Origin of the sequence: Methylocaldum sp., from assembly GCF_035627495.1 — a bacterium.
GTDB lineage: Bacteria > Pseudomonadota > Gammaproteobacteria > Methylococcales > Methylococcaceae > Methylocaldum.
This window is the reverse complement of the sequence record NZ_DASPLO010000111.1, coordinates 1-15,497: the sequence shown is the minus strand read 5'-3', so window position 1 is coordinate 15,497 and position 15,497 is coordinate 1. Positions and strand designations below refer to the sequence as shown.

Genomic DNA, 15,497 nt, shown 5'->3' with positions numbered 1-15,497 from the left:
GATCGAATGCTTCTTTGGCAAAATCAAACACTTCCGAAGAATCTTTGCCCGCTTCGAAAAATTGCAGCGTAACTTCATGGGCTTTCTTCGCTTCGTCTCAGCACTCATCTGGTTGCGTTGAAATGTCAACAGAACCTAACCAATATTACGAAGAACCGCCGGGACATATGGTCGACGATTGGACCGTGCAGAAATGGGAATCGGGCACATGGTACGGCGATGGCTTCCAAGGCGGGATTTGGCAAAACGATACTGACGTGGTCGTCGGGTGCTGCGGGACCAATCCGGGGCAAGCCGGCAAGCTTTTCTCGGATATCGGAGCGGACTTGCGTATCGGTTGCCGAATACTGCCCAACCAGTGTACATCGGCCCGCGAGATGTTGAAGGCCGCCAAACAAGTCGCGGGCAATCGGCGCCTATCGGTTACGGGACATTCGCTGGATGGCGGGTTAGCGCAGGTTGTGGGGCTTTGGGAAAGCGTTCCTTTCGTGACGTTCAATGCGCCCGCAGTGAAATCCGTGGTTGCTGCCGCCCACGTGAATGTCTTCAAACCGATGATGATGGTGCGCACCTGGAGATCCAAATCGGCCAGCGACACCTCGGGAGTGAATTTTCGGATAGCCGGAGATCCGGTCAGCATTCATGGCATCGCGGGCGATCATATCGGGATGGTGGTCGATCTGCGCAACGCCACCGGTGGGGGTGCCCATGGCAAGGGTAATTGCTGGCAAGCCGTGCTCGAGACGGATTGGGCCAATATAGATCCCTTTGAAGCGCTCTGAACGCCGGTATTGTAACAGGAGGACCAAATGCCTCGAGCCAAACGCTATACCCAAGCCGACGTCATCGATATCCTGGAAAAGAGCGAAGGCCGATTAAGCCCGGTATCCCACGAACCGGGCCACGCCCTGGGGTTGCACGTCAACATCGCCTACCTTGCCGACCGGTTGCGGCCGTATATTCAAGACCGCCCACAGCCAGCGGCACGGCCCATCATCATGCACGAGCGAGGCGGTATCGCGTCCAAGGAAGACCATATCGAGATTTGGCGGGAGCGTGAACCGGGTTTGTCCAAGACGAAAGCACGAAAAGCCTACGCCGAAATTTTTACCGAATTCAAGGAAGAGGCGTCGGCCTTTCTGGACTTGCAGCAGGCCGGCATAGTGGGTGCGGAGTTGTTGAATTCGGCTTTGGGGCAAGCGGAGCTGAAGAAACTGGACATTGGTTCGGAACAGCGGGTGAAGATTCGGAGCGCCTGCGGTACGTACAAGAAACGCTACGACTCCGGGCTTGTGTTCGCAGACAGTTGGAACCCCAAAGATCTGATGGATTTTTCAGAGGCCTTCATGCTTGTCGATGCGCTGCCGGGCGATCATATCCACATTCAGACCTTGTATCCGCTGTGAGCGGCCCTCGGTCTCAGAGGGTGTGTGAGAAGCTGCTGCGCGGCCCGATAGCGGCGTCGCGAAGGTGTAGGACTCCTCATGTACTCCATGTACACTCCGGGTCCTGCGCTCCGGGCGCCCCTTCGACTAAGCTCAGGACAGGCTTGCTCTCGGGCCGCTCGCGACGCTTCCCACACACCCTCTCAGAGAAGCCGCTCTCGCGCGATGCTCAGGAGGGCGCGTTTCCGGTGGAGCTGGCACCAGCCAGTACCAGCCATCCCGGAACCGGTTGTCCTTCTTCGAGGCGCAACACATCGGTTCGCATGGAACGGAGTTGTAAGCCGACGTCAGCGAGGATTTTTTCGACATACGCCCCGGAATGGACGTACCGCCCGTGGGGGGCAAGCCGAAAGTCGCCGTCATGTTCGGCCGCGTCCAGGCGTTCCAAGGTGAATGCCAGCAACCCTCCCGGTTTCAAGGCATTGCCGGCTCCGCTAATGACGGCTTCCAGAGCGCCGAAATACACCAAGGTATCGGCGGATATGATGAGGTCGTAACTCGAGGAGCAGTTTTGTAGATAAGTCGTAAGCTCGGCCTTGATCAGTTCGTCGTAGCCACCGCGCCGTCTGGCTTTTTCGAGCATCTTTGCGGACAAGTCTACGCCGACCATGCGCCGCGCATAGGGCCGGAGCCACGAATGACATAAACCGGTGCCGCAGCCAGCGTCCAGCACGTCCAATTGTCCGTCGGGGGTCAGTGTTTCCGCTACGGCCCAGGCTAGCAGGTCCGGTGCCCGATATTGCAGGCGTGTCAGCACGCGGTCGAAACTCTCGGCAAAGTTGTCGAACACGGTTTCCACGTAGTGGTCGCTGGCTCTGGCCGGCGTGTCGTCGCCGCCCAGTGCGGCCAGCATGTGTTGGGCGATGGGCTCGTCCGGTACCAGCTTCAGGAGCTCGCTGTAGACCGCCGCTGCTTGTTTCGTGTCGGAGGATTGGCGATGGAGTTCCGCCAGGCCGGTGCTGGCATCCAGCAAGGTAGGTTCGAGGTTGAGCGCCTGCCGATAGGCTTCTTCGGCCGCGGACGGATTTTTTTGGTGCATGAGCACTCGGCCGAGACTGGCGAAGTCCACGGCAGAATCCGGTTTGAGGGCGAGGGCCTGGCGAAAAGCCATTTCGGCTTCCGCGTATCGGTTCTGCTCGCAAAGAACTTGGCCGAGATTGCTGGGGGCCTTGAAAAACTCCGGATCGTCGGGCAGCGGATCTCGTGCCAGTAAACGCCGATAGGCGGCTTCGGCTTCCTCGGGTTTGCCCATGCTTCGAAGCGCGTTGCCCAGATTGAACATGGCCGGCATGTGATCGGGATCAAGCTCCAGGGTTGTTCGGTAACAGGTTACGGCTTCTGCAAGATGTTCTCGGACCTGGGCGAGATGGCCGAGATTGTAGTGAATCGAGGCTACGTCGGAACGCGCAGTCAAGGCTTGGCGGTAAGGAGGCCTCTGCTTCCTCGAAGCGGCTGAGAGCTTCAAGCACGATCCCGAGGTTGTTCAATGCGCGGTAATCGTTTGAATTTGAGTTTAATACGATGCGGTAGAGCGCTTCCGCCTGTTCGAGGTTGCCCTGTGCATGATTTTTTTTCGCTTGGTCGTAAAGAGAGTTCATTATCTACCTATGGATCGGACGAAGGAGCGAAGGTTTGTAAACAAGTGTTCTTTATGCGCCCCGTATGGATGTTTCGTGAACGAATCAAGGTCGCGCCACGAGCGTATTTATTAGCATACAATTCAGAATGCCCGTTCTAAATCAAAAGAAAAAACCATGTCCGCATCCCAAGATCATCGACTAGCAAAGGTAACAAGCCCCTTGGGGGATAACACCCTGTTATTCCATCGAATGACAGGTGCCGAGGGTTTGAGCGAGCCCTTCGAGTTTCATCTGGAACTTTTGAGCGAAGATCCCGCTATCGATCCGAATGCAATCCTTGGCAAAGCCATGTCCGTCAGCCTGACGTTAGAAAATGACGACACACGAGCTTTCCATGGCCATGTCTGCCGCTTCGGCCAGGGGGGCGCCAGGGGGCGTTTTTATCGATACTACGCGACGTTGAGACCTTGGCTTTGGTTTCTGAGCCGTGCTTACGATTGCCGTATTTTTCAGAAGCAGACGGTGCCGGAAATCATCGATGCAGTGATAAGCGGACGCGGGTTCAGTGATTTTGAATTATCCCTGACCGGAAATTACACCGCCCGCGAATATTGCGTCCAGTACCGGGAGACGGACCTGAACTTCATCAGCCGCTTAATGGAAGAAGAAGGCATTTATTATTTTTTTCGGCACGAAGACAACAAGCACACGGTGATATTAACCGACTCAATCGACGCCCATAGTACGACTCCAGGGTACGAAAGCGTGCCTTTTTCAGAGGCTGCTGGCGTTGCGGGGGGAAGGCAGGAATGCATTACCAGTTGGACTTCCACACAATGCGTTCAGCCCGGAGCGGTAAGCCTCAGAGACTTCGATTTCGAGGATCCCAGGAAGAATTTGGAGGTGAAGTCAACCGACTCCTATTTCCACGATCACGGCAGCTACGAATGGTACGACTATCCGGGCAAGTATCTTCAAACGGCTAGCGGGGAACCCATCGCCAGTTGCCGACTGGACGAGTTCGGCGCGCAGTTCGAACGGATGTCGGGCGAGAGCAATGCCATGGGGCTGGCGGCAGGTGCGCTCTTTAGTTTGACCGGCCATCCGCGGGCCGCTATGAACGCGGAGTACTTGTTACTGGAGACCCATTTTTCGATCCAGTCGGATGGATATGAGTCGGGGGGCGGCGGTTCCGGCTTTCAGAGCAGTTTCACCGCACTGCATCGTGACACGCCATTCCGTCCCCAACAAAAAACGCCCAAGCCCGAAATGCGCGGTCCGCAAACGGCTATCGTCGTAGGCCCCAGGGGCGAGGAAATTTGGACCGACCAGTACGGGCGAGTAAAAGTCCAGTTTCACTGGGACCGCCAGGGCAGGAAAGATGAAAACAGTTCCTGCTGGATGAGGGTTTCCCAGCCATGGGCAGGCAAGGGCTGGGGAGCGATTTCCATTCCCCGGGTCGGGCAAGAGGTTATTGTGGATTTTCTGGAGGGAGATCCCGATCAACCCATCATCACCGGCCGTGTCTACAACGGCGAGCAGACGGTGCCTTATTCCTTGCCCGATAACCAGACTCAAACCGGTATGAAATCCCGGAGCAGCGCAGAGGGCAGCCAGGATAACTTCAATGAAATCCGCATGGAGGACAAGAGGGGAGAGGAGGAAATCTACATCCACGCCGAAAAGAATATGAATGTGGTCGTCGAAAACAGCGCCACGCTCAAAGTCGGTTTCGACAAGAAGGATCCCGGAGACCAGACGGTCGACATCTACAATCATCGGACGACAACGCTGGAGCAGGGCAACGACAAGCTGCAGCTCAAGCAGGGCAATCGGGAAGTGGTGCTGGACATGGGCAATCACACCATGTCCATCAAACAGGGAAACCAGGAGACCAAAATCGATCTGGGCAAGAGTACGCTGGAGGCGATGCAGTCGATTGAACTCAAAGTCGGCCAGAACAGCATCAAGATCGATCAGACGGGCGTCACGATTAAAGGCATGATGATCAACATCGAGGGAACGAGCATGGCGGAACTCAAATCGCCCATGACCACGGTGAAGGGCGATGGGATGCTGACTGCCAAGGGCGGCATCATCATGATCAATTAAGGCCGAGTAAGCGAATTTTCTATTCGAGAGTGGAACCCGCGATGACTGAATATGTCTTCACCAAGGTGACCGCGCCCAGGGCGGCGTCCGTGTGCCAGGATATCGACCTCGATGAGGCGGCACGTCGGCTACTGAGCCCTGAGGGAAGCCCCGCCGATTTTTTACGATTACTGATGGAAAATGCCTTATATCCCGATGCCGTTAAGTTCTTGGCGCGGGCGCTGCCCAAGCGGGAGTCGACCTGGTGGGCATGTCTATGCGCGCGCACTGCCCTGGGAGATGGTCAGGCTCCGGAAGCGCTCAAGCCGGTAGAGCTTGCCGAGCAATGGGTTTACAAACCGAGCGAGGAACATCGGCGATTGGCTTTTACCGCCGCAGAGGCACATCAGTTCCAAGGACCTGCGAGCTGGGCCGCGATGGCGGCTTTTTGGAGCGGGGGCAGTATGGCTCCGCCGGAAGCCCCGGCCGTTCCGCCCGCCGATAACCTCACGGGAAAGGCCGTCGCCGGGGCGGTTATGCTGGCTGCGGTACAAGTCGAACCGGAAAAGGCGCCGGCAAAATACCGGCGTTTTTTGGAGCAGGGCATCGATATTGCCTGCGGTGGCAACGGTCGCCTGGATTCCAAGCCTGCCGCTCCGCACGCCTGAAATTCAGACACCGATTGATGGATAAAATGAGGATGACATGAGCAAGCCGGCGGCCCGCCTTACCGATATGCACACCTGTCCGATGTTCGACGGCCCCAAGCCCCACGTCGGAGGTCCGATCACGGCTCCCGGCGCTCCCACGGTCCTGATCGGTTCTCTGCCCGCCGCCCGTGTCGGCGATGTGGTAACCTGTGTGGGACCGCCGGATTCCGTCGCTCAAGGCTCGGCCACGGTAATGATCGGCGGCCAGCCGGCGGCACGGATGGGCGATATGACGGCTCACGGCGGCGTGATAGTCGTCGGTCAGCCCACCGTTCTCATTGGCGGATAGATGGATTATGATCTTTCGTTCATAAGCAAGTAGAAAGTAAGCCGGGATAAGCACCGCGTTCTCGGCATTCCTGCCCTAAATCGCTTTTTTGTATGTGCCTCTCCCCGTCATGCCGGCTGTTCCTGCCTTTAACGACTTAGAAAACCTCTGCGCCTGCCACGAATGTGATCTTCTGCAACGCAAAGTCCCCCTCGCGCCGGGGCAAAGCGCACGCTGCCGCCGCTGCGGCGCGCTGCTATACCATTCGCCCGGAAACACGCTGGATCGAACATTGGCCTTTGCCGTTGCGGCATTCATCCTGTTTCTGGTCGCCAATCTGTACCCCATTCTGGGACTGACGATCCAAGGCAAGCACACGGAGGCGACTCTCCTTGGCGCCGTACTTGAATTGCAGAAGCAGGGCATGGGAATGATGGCCGGCCTGGTTCTGTTTACCACGATTATCGTGCCGGCTATGGAGCTTATGGGGTTACTGTATGTGTTGTTGCCGCTGAAGCTGAATAGAACGCTGCGGGGCCAGGCGGCCGTTTTCAGACTGATTCAAGTGTTGCGGCCATGGGGCATGGTGGAAGTCTTGATGCTGGGCATTCTCGTTTCCCTGGTCAAGCTCGCTCACATGGCGAGTGTCGCGCCGGGTTGGTCGCTATGGCTGTTCGGCGGTTTTATTTTCGTCATGGCGGCGACCGCGGCCTCGTTGGATAGTGAAGAAGTTTGGCTACGGTTGGGGCGCCGCTATTCCGCCCCGAGCCAGCCGAAACTAATACCCGGCTATTTGACTTGTCATGCCTGCGGCCTGCTCTCGTACGCCTCGGTTAAGCCGGAAGACCAGCACTGCCCTCGATGCGGGAGCGTGCTGCACGTCCGAAAACCGAATAGCATCAATCGGTGCTGCTCGCTCTTGATCGCTGCCTTGATCCTATATGTTCCGGCGAATGTGCTGCCGGTGATGTCCACTTCGTCGATTGTCGGGGCGCAAGTCGACACGATCATGAGCGGAGTGGTCTATCTGTGGGTGTCCGGATCATGGCCCCTGGCGCTGCTGGTGTTCTTCGCGAGCGTTATGGTGCCGCTGCTGAAACTGATGGCTCTTACCCTGCTCTTGGTAACGGTGCGGACACGATCGCGTTGGCGGCCGGTGGACCGTACCCGTTTGTATCGGCTGACCGAAATAGTCGGACGTTGGTCGATGGTGGATATTTTTGTGGTTACGATGCTGGTGGCGTTGGTGGACGTGCGTCCGCTCGCGGCGGTCGAAGCCGGACCGGGCGCCATAGCCTTCGGCGCCGTGGTCGTACTCACCATGGTTGCTGCCATGAGCTTCGACCCACGACTGATATGGGATCCCATCCAAGAAAATGTCCATGCAAGATAACGATTCGAATCCTAGATCGAACACCGACCAGAGCGACTCGTTGCCGGCGGTGTCCATAGCGCCCTCGAGCCGTTTCGCCTTTTCCATCGTTTGGGTTATACCGCTTGTTGCTGCGTTAATCGGCGCCTGGCTGGCCTGGAAAGCGATCTCGGAACGGGGCCCGGTGATCACGATTGTTTTCAAGAGCGCCGAAGGTTTGGAGCCGGGCAAAACAGCTATCAAGTATCGGGATGTGGAAGTCGGCAAAATCGCTGACGTCGCCCTGAGCGAGGATCGAACCAGCGTCATCGTCACTGCCGAAATGCGCGACGGGACCGAGGATTGGCTGGTGGACGACACTCGGTTCTGGATTGTGCGTCCGCGAGTGGTCGCCGGTAATATTTCCGGTTTGGGCACCTTGCTTTCCGGCTCTTACATCGGCATGGATGTGGGCAGTGCCTCGAAGCGGAAATATAGATTCCACGGCCTGGACGTGCCGCCGATTCTAACCTCCGATCTGCGGGGCCGGCGCTTCGTTCTCAAGGGGGAGGACTTGGGTTCGCTGGATGTGGGTTCCCCCATCTATTTCAGGCACATCGCCGTGGGCAAGGTGTTAGGGTTCGAGATGAATCCTGCGGGAACCGGTGTAACCCTCCAAGTCTTTGTAGAGACACCCTATGACCGGTTTGTAACTGATAACACCCGTTTTTGGCACGCCAGCGGTCTCGATGTGACGCTCGACGCCAATGGTATCAAGCTCGACACGGAATCGCTGATGAGCGTCATGCTTGGCGGCATTGCGTTTGCTATGCCGCCCGAGAATGGAAAAGCCGAACCGGCGACGGAAAACACGGCATTCACGCTCTATGTCAATCGATCCGCCGCCTTCGCGCCACCCAAGACCGAGCGACGGCCAATGGTTTTGTACTTCAACGAAACCATACGAGGGCTTTCAGTCGGCGCTCCGCTTGATTTTAGGGGTCTGCCCGCCGGAGAGGTCACCGGAATCCGAGGTGAATGGGATCCGCGGAAGCACCGGTTCCGCATTGCCGTGGAAGTGGGTCTGAGCTGGGGTGGAACCATTCGAACTCAAAAGGGCGAAGTGGTTACTCTCAGCCGGGACGCCGTTGAAAGGCAACTGAACCGCATGGTCGAGCAGGGACTGCGGGCGCAGCTGCGCACCGGCAATCTAATCTCGGGGCAGCTCTATGTCGCGCTCGATTTTTTCCCGGCCGCATCGTCGGCACACTTGGACTGGACGCAAAGTCCGCCTGAGTTTCCGACGATGCCCGGTACTTTGCAGTCGCTTTCGGACAGTGCCGAGCACATCGTGAAAAAACTGGACAAATTGCCGCTCGATCAGGTTGTCGCCGAGCTGCGGCAAACCATGGGTTCATTAAACCAGACGCTTCGCAGCGTAGAACGACTGACGTCCAATCTTGACCGTGAGTTGATGCCGGAGATGAAGACCACAATCATAGACGCCAGACGCACGCTTACCGAGGCGCAGAAGACACTCGCCACGGACGGGCCGCTGCAACACGATGCGCGCGATACGTTGAACGAGGTTTCCCGTGCGGCCCAGTCGCTGCGCGTGCTGACGGATTACCTGGAGCGGCACCCGGAATCGCTCCTAATTGGGAAAGAGAAACAGCCATGACCCGTTTTCTATGGATGACGCTATTCGCCGGTCTTTTCGCCGGGTGCGGCGGCTCCGCACCGGCGCGTTTCTACACGCTCATGCCGACGAACGACCCGGCTACGGCGCGGGGCACGCTCAGTGACAGCACCGAGGTTATCGTCGTCGGACCGGTGACAATCCCGGCCGCCCTGGATCAGCCTCAGTTGGTCATTACGAAAGGCGAGCATGAAGTCGAGGTTTTGGAGCAACATCGCTGGGCGGCGCCTTTTAAGGACGAAATCACGAGCGCATTGGCCGCCCGTCTTTCCCGTTTGCTTGGAAATGCAACTGTAGCCGCATATTTGCAATCGGGGTCTCTCGATCCCGACGTGCGAATTCTGGTGGATATTTCCCGATTCGAGCTCCGCCCCGGAGACGGGGGCGCTTTTGAGGCTCTATGGACGATCAAATCGAATGACGAAAGGACAGCCCGTCGCGGGCACACCAAGCTGTCAATTCCCGCAGCGGGGGAAGATTACGCGGAATTGGTAACCGCTCAAAGCCGGGCGCTCGACGCTATGGCTCAGGACCTCGCCGCGGCATTGCGGGCACGGTGACTTGAGGTGAAGCACGCTTAAGCTGAAGAAATCAAAACTCCTGATAAGCCGGGAGAGCGCTTATCAGGATAAAGCTACCGACCGGTCCAATGGATCCGGCCGGCGCTCGAAGTCAATGTCTGCTTATCAGTAGCGGCGGTCGCCATAACCCCCGTTACGCCTTGCTGTTCCGAAAGGGTTGGCACTACCGCCGCGCTCGCCTCTTTCTTGTTGGGGGCGGGCCTCGTTTACCGTCAAACTGCGGCCGCTTACCTCTTTGCCGTTTAAGGCTGCAATCGCGGCTTCCGCTTCCTGAGCGCTGCCCATTTCCACGAATCCGAAACCCTTGGAGCGTCCTGTTTCCCGATCCATAATCACATGGGCCGAATATACCGTGCCATGCGCTGCGAAAAGCTGGTGCAACTCATCGTTTCCAAGGCTATAACTTAGATTCCCGACATACAATTTCTTGTTCACTAGATACTCCTCAATACCGACTCAAATAAAGTGTTCGCGTCGAAAAACGAAAAAATATATCCATTAACAATGGCTTCAGATCCGCTCCTTAGATAGGCTAAATAAACTATCTTTCCGCGCTTATTTCCATAAGTAATCGCCCGTAGGTATCTATTTTCCCGTATGGAGTAGTCAATAGTCTGGCTCCCTGGTATATCAGCCTAGCGACATACGTAAAGCTGGTGTAACAAAAACACTAAATATGCAGGCACTGTTGGAGTGTTTCCGGACCGTTCCTTTTCGTAAGATCCGATCGTACCTCAGGTGATATCGAGCCGGGTTTCTTGCTCAAGACGAGCACCCCGGACCTCCTGCCCGGACAGCAGCGCCTGTTTGATTCCGTTCTTGTCGATATGAATGACGCTTTCCTCGCGTTTAAACATCCCGGGAATAGCAGACTCGTCATCAAAAATCACCTTTGGCGGGTTTTGCTTAACCTTGATAATGAATTGAGGGCTTCTGATTTCACGTATACCGGTATGTTCCATCTGAACCTTGAGATATTGCCGTAAACCTGCGGCGCGGTTTTCCAAGGCCTTTCGCCGCCGGCTCATTCGCTCCTCGGCTTGGCGAATCAGCTCCGCCTCGCCTTCCATGTGCAGGAAGGCGGCGGCGATATTCCAGGCTTTGAGGGAGATCTCGCCCGACAGCGCTTCCAAGGTGTCGTTGACCACATCCGGTGGCAAATCCATATTCGCGAGGTTCCTCACGGCATCCTGATATTGCTCGGCAATCTCGTACAGCTTTGTCTCCACGCGGCTTACCTCTTCTCACTGGCTGTTGGCTCGGCCCAATCTTCCAGCTTCTTGACGAGTCTCTCGTAGATCTCCGGCGTCAGCTCGTCGAAAGCGTTTATCTTGTTTTTGCTCGCGGTTTTGACCCAACGCAGCACCCGGTCTCGATCCAAGCTGAGCTCCTTGATCCGCGCCTCCAATTGGTCAAGCTGAGTGAGCGAGAGACTGCTGAATCTGTAGTCTCGGCCGGGGACTTCGAGAGAGGGCGATGGCTCGGCGGGAATCTGCTCATCGGCGTCGTCTGCCAGGGCTTTGGCCGCATCAGACGCAGTTTGCGACTTTGAGCTGGGGCCTAAGTGCATATCCTCCAGATCCTGCGTAAATACTTCGCTGAGACCTGCCATGCGCAGGGTCGCATCAATGTGCGCGGACTTTCCCGCCATCTTGAGAGCTTTATTCAGATCGCCATAGTCCTGCTGCACGCTGCGCGCGCCGATGCCTTCGGCGACCGTCCGTTCCTGGCTGTCGCGCAGTTCGCAGCGCAAAATGATCGTGCCGAGGCGCTGTCCCGATAGAGCGGCCTGCTCGTACGCATTGAGATTGGGATAATGCACCGTGACCCCGAGCATGCCGCAAATTTTTTCGGCGCCCGGCTTGAACAGGCTGGGCTTGCTCCAGTGGCTGGTGATCGGGCATGACTGCGCTTCGCCGCGCCGGGCAAAGGCACACTTGTCCCGGTTGAAGAGGTGAATGCGCCCATAGTCCGTGCCTTCCACCAAGGCTTCACGTATCCAATTGAGTATTGCCGCACGATTATGCTTACGCCGCTCCAATCCGGCCTCGAACACGTCGTTCGGCAAGTCCAGGGGCGAAACGCTTAGCGCTTCGACCTTGGCGTTCTTCCGTGTGACTTTTCGCGCCGGCTCAACCTTCTCCGCCGCCGGCTTTTCGTCGTGTTCAAGATAGCCCGCGGGTGGTATCGAAGCCGCTGGAGGCTGTGCGGTGTTTTCGCGTTCTTTCACGTGATTCATAACTAGGTTACCCCTGTTGTACGAATAACCTTGCATATGTCTCTCTCGGCAAACGGTCGCTTGCTCCAGAGATGCTATGGTTTCGTACTGCTTGTCTTGGAAATAGAAAGTAAAAGAAGCCGGAATATCCGGGTCGAAATAGAAGTTATTAAGATGCCTTGTGTAGCTGCCGGCACATCACAGCGCTCTCCTTTGGATCGTTTTGTGCAGATTAGCTCTACGAGGGTCCCCGAGTGCTTTCAGTAGATCACTGGCGACGGAGCGTTAATGAGGGATGGCTTTGATCTCGGCAACCAACAATCACGTCGTAGCCGAGGGCAATGAGACGTTTCTGGCTTAAAGTAGGCAAGGTGATGGTCTATGGGTGCTGTGTACAATAAATAACCGATCTTCCATGTAAAGAATTAAACAAATTTTTGCCGCTAAAGTTCCCTTAAAATAATCCGAAAGTGTGAAAATACAAGGAGTTGCTTGGATGCCGGCGCTTCGCTAAAGAAGCCATTTCCGTTAAAGAAACACCGTTTCTAATTCGATCGAGAACGCATTTTATTTCCCTCGGCGGTCTATATGTCGATTGTTCGAACGCATTGTGGTTGATCATGAGCCCGGCGAGTCTTTGCATCTCGAAGCACCGTTTTCTTAGCCAGAGCGGTTTTGTTTTTGGTTTGATGTTGCTGGCGTCTTTGTTGAGTGGAGGAGCAATGGCTGGAGCCCTTGAAGACTATGTTAATGCGCCGGATACCGCTTACCGTTGGCGGCATGTGTCGGAAGCCCAAGAGCCATGGGGAAGGCTGATCCGCCTGGAGTTGATATCCCAGAAGTGGCACGGCGAAACGTGGAGTCACGGTCTTTTAATTGTCCAGCCCCGGGAGCTGCGCAATCCTGAGACAGCCTTTTTGCTGATTACCCATGATGGCGCCGCCAGCATCGATTTGTTGAAGATGGTTGCTGAGCGGGCCGGTGCCATTGCGGCCGCCATTACCGGTATTCCCAACCAACCGCTGTATGGGCGTAGCGAGGATGCGCTTGTCGCTTACACCTTCGAGCGGTATGCGACGACAAACGACAAGGCCTGGCCGTTGCTGTTCCCCATGGTGAAAAGCGCCGTGCGAGGCATGGACGCGGTTCAAGAGTTCGTACGTCGAAAGCTGAGTCTCAGCATCGACAAATTTCTGGTGGCCGGCGCATCGAAACGAGGTTGGACGACCTGGTTGACGGCGGCCGTCGATAAGCGGGTTCAAGCTATCGCGCCGATGGTGTTCGATATGTTGAATATCAAAGCGCAACTGCAATGGACCGAGAAGGTCTATGGCCGGCAGAGCGAATACATCCACGATTACACCGATTTGGGATTGCATCGAGCGCTCGACGATACCCCCATGCAGCGATTGCGCGTTTGGGTGGATCCCTATGCGTACCGAGAGCTTTACACGATGCCGAAGTTGCTGTTGCTAGGGACCAACGATCCTTATTGGACAGTCGACTCGCTGCGTCATTACTGGGATGACTTACCCGAGCCAAAATTGCTGTTCCAGGCGCCGAATGCCGGTCATGGTGCGGGTAGTACTCTGGAAGCCAGGCAAACGCTTGCGACCTTTTTTGAATTGATCGCCTCGAATCATCCGCTACCCAGATTGGCGTGGACGCATACGCGACGAACGGACGATAGCGAAATGATACAGGTCAAGATCGACTGTACGCCCACAGCGATACGCCTTTGGACCGCCGAATCCTCGGATCGCGATTTTCGTAACGATGTTTGGTCGAGTCGAAGCCTCGACTTCAATTCGGAGAGGAATGGCGCCGCCGTTCTTGTCCGTGCGCCTCGCGATAAGTATCGCGCGTATCTGATTGAAGTCGATTTGCGCTCACCGAGCGGCCACCCCTATCAACTTTCGACGGAAGCCCGAGTTCTTCCGGACTCGCACCTATCGAATAAGAAGTTTCCGCGCCGCAGCGAATGATTGTCGCTTGATCCCGACGTTCGGGAGCCGAGATTGCACTTTAGTCATCCGTTTATCGGTCATCCAATGAGTGTGTCCCAGCCGAAACCGGCGTAAATTGGGCAAAAGCAACAGGCGTGAATCATGGCCTCGTTTTTGCTTAAAATAAGGGATCTTGCAAGAAGGGGGAAAAGTTCAATCCATGCGCGATTTCATTTCAAAGCGGGTTTTAGCAACTCTACTCATCGCATTTACCGGAACTGCCGCAGCTTCGGGCGGACATGGCCATAAGCACAAACACAAGCATCACCACCATCATCACGAAAAGGTTCATGTGCATGAGCATCATCACTACCATGGCGATAGGCCTCGTTACGCTCCGGTAGAACGACCGAGCTTGCCAAGGCTGCCCGGTTTACCGCATCTGCCCGATCTGCCGGCTCCGCCTCCGCTGCCGAAATTGCCGCATTTGCCCGGCAGGTAAGGCTAGCTGCATAGCACCCGGTAAGCCTTTTTATCGCTCAGGCGATGCCGAAGAGCGACGATCTGAGGAATGCGGGGTTTTAAGCGTCTTATAAGTACCCGATGATCCGTCGCTGGTGGTGTTGGCCTTCGGTCGTTTGCGGTGGGATACCGCTGGAGGGCTGAACCCCACTTCGAGTTTGCGATAAAGTAGCGTTTTTTATCGCATAAGAAGAGTGGGCATGGGGATTTTAGACGATCTCAAACGAGAGGCGGACTAAGCTCGGCAGGCAAGGGAAGCCGATGAGGCGCGGCGCGCGGAGTTGGAGCGAATCTATCTGGAGGAGCTTCGCCCCCGGCTTTTGAGGATCCACCGTTATCTCGTCGACATGGTCGAACAGTTGAATACGGTGAACTGGGATGTCAAGGCCTGCTATGAAATTACGGGAATCGGGAAATTGGATGATTTTCGCCAGGGAAGTTACCGGGTATTTATCGACAGCCAGGAGAAACCGAAGAAAGTCGCTATCCAATTCGATTGCACCGTGCCGGAGGAGCGGCGGTTCTCCGTCGATCCAACCAGTGCGGACGAGTTGCGTCGATTCTTGATCGAGCAAGAGGTCCTTTTCACCGAATAGCCCATACGGGATGGTTCCGGCCACATTGCCCAAATCATGATTCAGGGGAAACCGCGGGTGCGGGCTACCGTGCTATTCGAGGCAGACGTGGACAACTCCCGTATCCGTGTAATCAGCGCGAATCGAGAAGGCCTTGCCGTTAAGCGCTATCAATTCGGCTATTCAAATGCGAATTAAGCGCTTTGCGGTAAGACGTTCAATAAGAACATGGCGGCCGAAGACGTGAACGAGGAGCCCCCGAGAGGAGCGGACCTTGCTGGCCGCTTCGATACCGGTTTTCTCCTGAATCCAGTTAAACAGCGCTTCGATGGGTTGGCGGACCCGCGACACGGCTGTCGAGAACAGCCGGTCGGCGGCATCGAGGTGCGTCTGTCCTGGGGCTTTTCGGATCGGCGTGAAGACCGTAAATGGAAGCGTGGGCTGGCGCGAGAGATAGGCATAGGCCTTATCGGCAAAGAGATTCCTATAGGTGAGCGTCGGCGCGATCTGT

Annotated in this window: 15 protein-coding genes and 1 pseudogene; 11 read left to right on the top strand and 5 right to left on the bottom strand. The window is 56.2% G+C overall.

Translation table 11 applies throughout. From position 1 onward, the window contains the following. The first annotated feature begins 122 nt into the window (after positions 1–122). Together VEB01_RS09400 and VEB01_RS09395 are read left to right on the top strand one after the other, a co-directional pair. A complete protein-coding gene (locus VEB01_RS09400) occupies positions 123–782 on the top strand; it encodes an alpha/beta hydrolase family protein (protein ID WP_324874841.1) in 660 nt (219 codons plus the stop codon). A 27-nt stretch (positions 783–809) separates the two neighbouring features. After that, positions 810–1,406 (top strand): hypothetical protein, encoded by a 597-nt coding sequence (locus tag VEB01_RS09395; protein WP_324874839.1) that lies wholly within the window; start codon positions 810–812, stop codon positions 1,404–1,406. Positions 1,407–1,614: 208 nt separating this feature from the next. On the opposite strand, the gene VEB01_RS09390 is transcribed toward VEB01_RS09395, so the two are convergent. Next, positions 1,615–2,859: a tetratricopeptide repeat protein gene (locus VEB01_RS09390; RefSeq protein ID WP_324874838.1), complete on the bottom strand. Its 1,245-nt coding sequence runs from the start codon at positions 2,857–2,859 to the stop codon at positions 1,615–1,617. A 340-nt stretch (positions 2,860–3,199) separates the two neighbouring features. Between VEB01_RS09390 and VEB01_RS09385 the strand changes: the two genes are divergently transcribed. The 6 genes from VEB01_RS09385 to VEB01_RS09360 all read left to right on the top strand — a co-directional run bounded on the left by VEB01_RS09385 (position 3,200) and on the right by VEB01_RS09360 (position 9,704). Next, a complete protein-coding gene (locus VEB01_RS09385; protein ID WP_324874836.1) occupies positions 3,200–5,137 on the top strand; it encodes a type VI secretion system Vgr family protein in 1,938 nt (645 codons plus the stop codon). A gap of 41 nt (positions 5,138–5,178) precedes the next feature. Then, on the top strand, positions 5,179–5,784 hold the full coding sequence (locus VEB01_RS09380) for a DUF6931 family protein (protein ID WP_324874834.1): 606 nt from the start codon (positions 5,179–5,181) through the stop codon (positions 5,782–5,784). 37 nt (positions 5,785–5,821) lie between these two features. Next, positions 5,822–6,115, top strand: coding sequence for a PAAR domain-containing protein (locus tag VEB01_RS09375; RefSeq protein ID WP_324874832.1), 294 nt, complete (start codon positions 5,822–5,824; stop codon positions 6,113–6,115). Between the two features lie 109 nt (positions 6,116–6,224). Beyond that, positions 6,225–7,487 (top strand): paraquat-inducible protein A, encoded by a 1,263-nt coding sequence (locus VEB01_RS09370; RefSeq protein ID WP_324874830.1) that lies wholly within the window; start codon positions 6,225–6,227, stop codon positions 7,485–7,487. Continuing rightward, a complete protein-coding gene (locus VEB01_RS09365; RefSeq protein ID WP_324874828.1) occupies positions 7,477–9,126 on the top strand; it encodes a PqiB family protein in 1,650 nt (549 codons plus the stop codon). Before VEB01_RS09370 ends, VEB01_RS09365 begins: the two co-directional genes overlap by 11 nt. Then, positions 9,123–9,704 carry a PqiC family protein gene (locus VEB01_RS09360; RefSeq protein WP_324874826.1) on the top strand — a complete coding sequence of 194 codons (582 nt, stop codon included), beginning with the start codon at positions 9,123–9,125 and terminating at the stop codon, positions 9,702–9,704. The genes VEB01_RS09365 and VEB01_RS09360 overlap by 4 nt, the downstream gene beginning before the upstream one ends. Before the next feature lie 126 nt (positions 9,705–9,830). On the opposite strand, the gene VEB01_RS09355 is transcribed toward VEB01_RS09360, so the two are convergent. The 3 genes from VEB01_RS09355 to VEB01_RS09345 all read right to left on the bottom strand — a co-directional run bounded on the left by VEB01_RS09355 (position 9,831) and on the right by VEB01_RS09345 (position 11,964). Beyond that, a complete protein-coding gene (locus tag VEB01_RS09355; protein ID WP_349255738.1) occupies positions 9,831–10,160 on the bottom strand; it encodes an RNA recognition motif domain-containing protein in 330 nt (109 codons plus the stop codon). Between the two features lie 299 nt (positions 10,161–10,459). After that, on the bottom strand, positions 10,460–10,954 hold the full coding sequence (locus tag VEB01_RS09350; RefSeq protein WP_324874825.1) for a siphovirus Gp157 family protein: 495 nt from the start codon (positions 10,952–10,954) through the stop codon (positions 10,460–10,462). Between the two features lie 5 nt (positions 10,955–10,959). Next, positions 10,960–11,964 carry a hypothetical protein gene (locus VEB01_RS09345; RefSeq protein WP_324874824.1) on the bottom strand — a complete coding sequence of 335 codons (1,005 nt, stop codon included), beginning with the start codon at positions 11,962–11,964 and terminating at the stop codon, positions 10,960–10,962. A 701-nt stretch (positions 11,965–12,665) separates the two neighbouring features. Here VEB01_RS09345 and VEB01_RS09340 point away from each other — a divergent pair. From VEB01_RS09340 to VEB01_RS09330, 3 genes are all read left to right on the top strand, one after another. After that, positions 12,666–13,928, top strand: coding sequence for a PhoPQ-activated pathogenicity-related family protein (locus tag VEB01_RS09340; protein ID WP_324874822.1), 1,263 nt, complete (start codon positions 12,666–12,668; stop codon positions 13,926–13,928). Positions 13,929–14,109: 181 nt separating this feature from the next. Further along, positions 14,110–14,391, top strand: coding sequence for a hypothetical protein (locus VEB01_RS09335; RefSeq protein ID WP_324874820.1), 282 nt, complete (start codon positions 14,110–14,112; stop codon positions 14,389–14,391). 301 nt (positions 14,392–14,692) lie between these two features. Then, the gene (locus VEB01_RS09330; RefSeq protein ID WP_324874819.1) at positions 14,693–15,007 is read left to right on the top strand and encodes a hypothetical protein; all 315 of its coding nucleotides are present in this window, start codon (positions 14,693–14,695) and stop codon (positions 15,005–15,007) included. 162 nt (positions 15,008–15,169) lie between these two features. Here the strand turns inward: VEB01_RS09330 and VEB01_RS09325 are convergent. Then, positions 15,170–15,497, bottom strand: a pseudogene (locus VEB01_RS09325) (hypothetical protein); the annotation flags it as partial.

Excerpts from the sequence above, each read along its gene's own strand:
- VEB01_RS09400 (WP_324874841.1), top strand. The coding sequence starts at position 123 with ATGTCAACAGAACCTAACCAATATTACGAAGAACCGCCGGGACATATG.
- VEB01_RS09395 (WP_324874839.1), top strand. The coding sequence starts at position 810 with ATGCCTCGAGCCAAACGCTATACCCAAGCCGACGTCATCGATATCCTG.
- VEB01_RS09385 (WP_324874836.1), top strand. The coding sequence starts at position 3,200 with ATGTCCGCATCCCAAGATCATCGACTAGCAAAGGTAACAAGCCCCTTG.
- VEB01_RS09380 (WP_324874834.1), top strand. The coding sequence starts at position 5,179 with ATGACTGAATATGTCTTCACCAAGGTGACCGCGCCCAGGGCGGCGTCC.
- VEB01_RS09375 (WP_324874832.1), top strand. The coding sequence starts at position 5,822 with ATGAGCAAGCCGGCGGCCCGCCTTACCGATATGCACACCTGTCCGATG.
- VEB01_RS09370 (WP_324874830.1), top strand. The coding sequence starts at position 6,225 with ATGCCGGCTGTTCCTGCCTTTAACGACTTAGAAAACCTCTGCGCCTGC.
- VEB01_RS09365 (WP_324874828.1), top strand. The coding sequence starts at position 7,477 with ATGCAAGATAACGATTCGAATCCTAGATCGAACACCGACCAGAGCGAC.
- VEB01_RS09360 (WP_324874826.1), top strand. The coding sequence starts at position 9,123 with ATGACCCGTTTTCTATGGATGACGCTATTCGCCGGTCTTTTCGCCGGG.
- VEB01_RS09345 (WP_324874824.1), bottom strand. The coding sequence starts at position 11,964 with ATGAATCACGTGAAAGAACGCGAAAACACCGCACAGCCTCCAGCGGCT.
- VEB01_RS09340 (WP_324874822.1), top strand. The coding sequence starts at position 12,666 with ATGGCTGGAGCCCTTGAAGACTATGTTAATGCGCCGGATACCGCTTAC.
- VEB01_RS09335 (WP_324874820.1), top strand. The coding sequence starts at position 14,110 with ATGCGCGATTTCATTTCAAAGCGGGTTTTAGCAACTCTACTCATCGCA.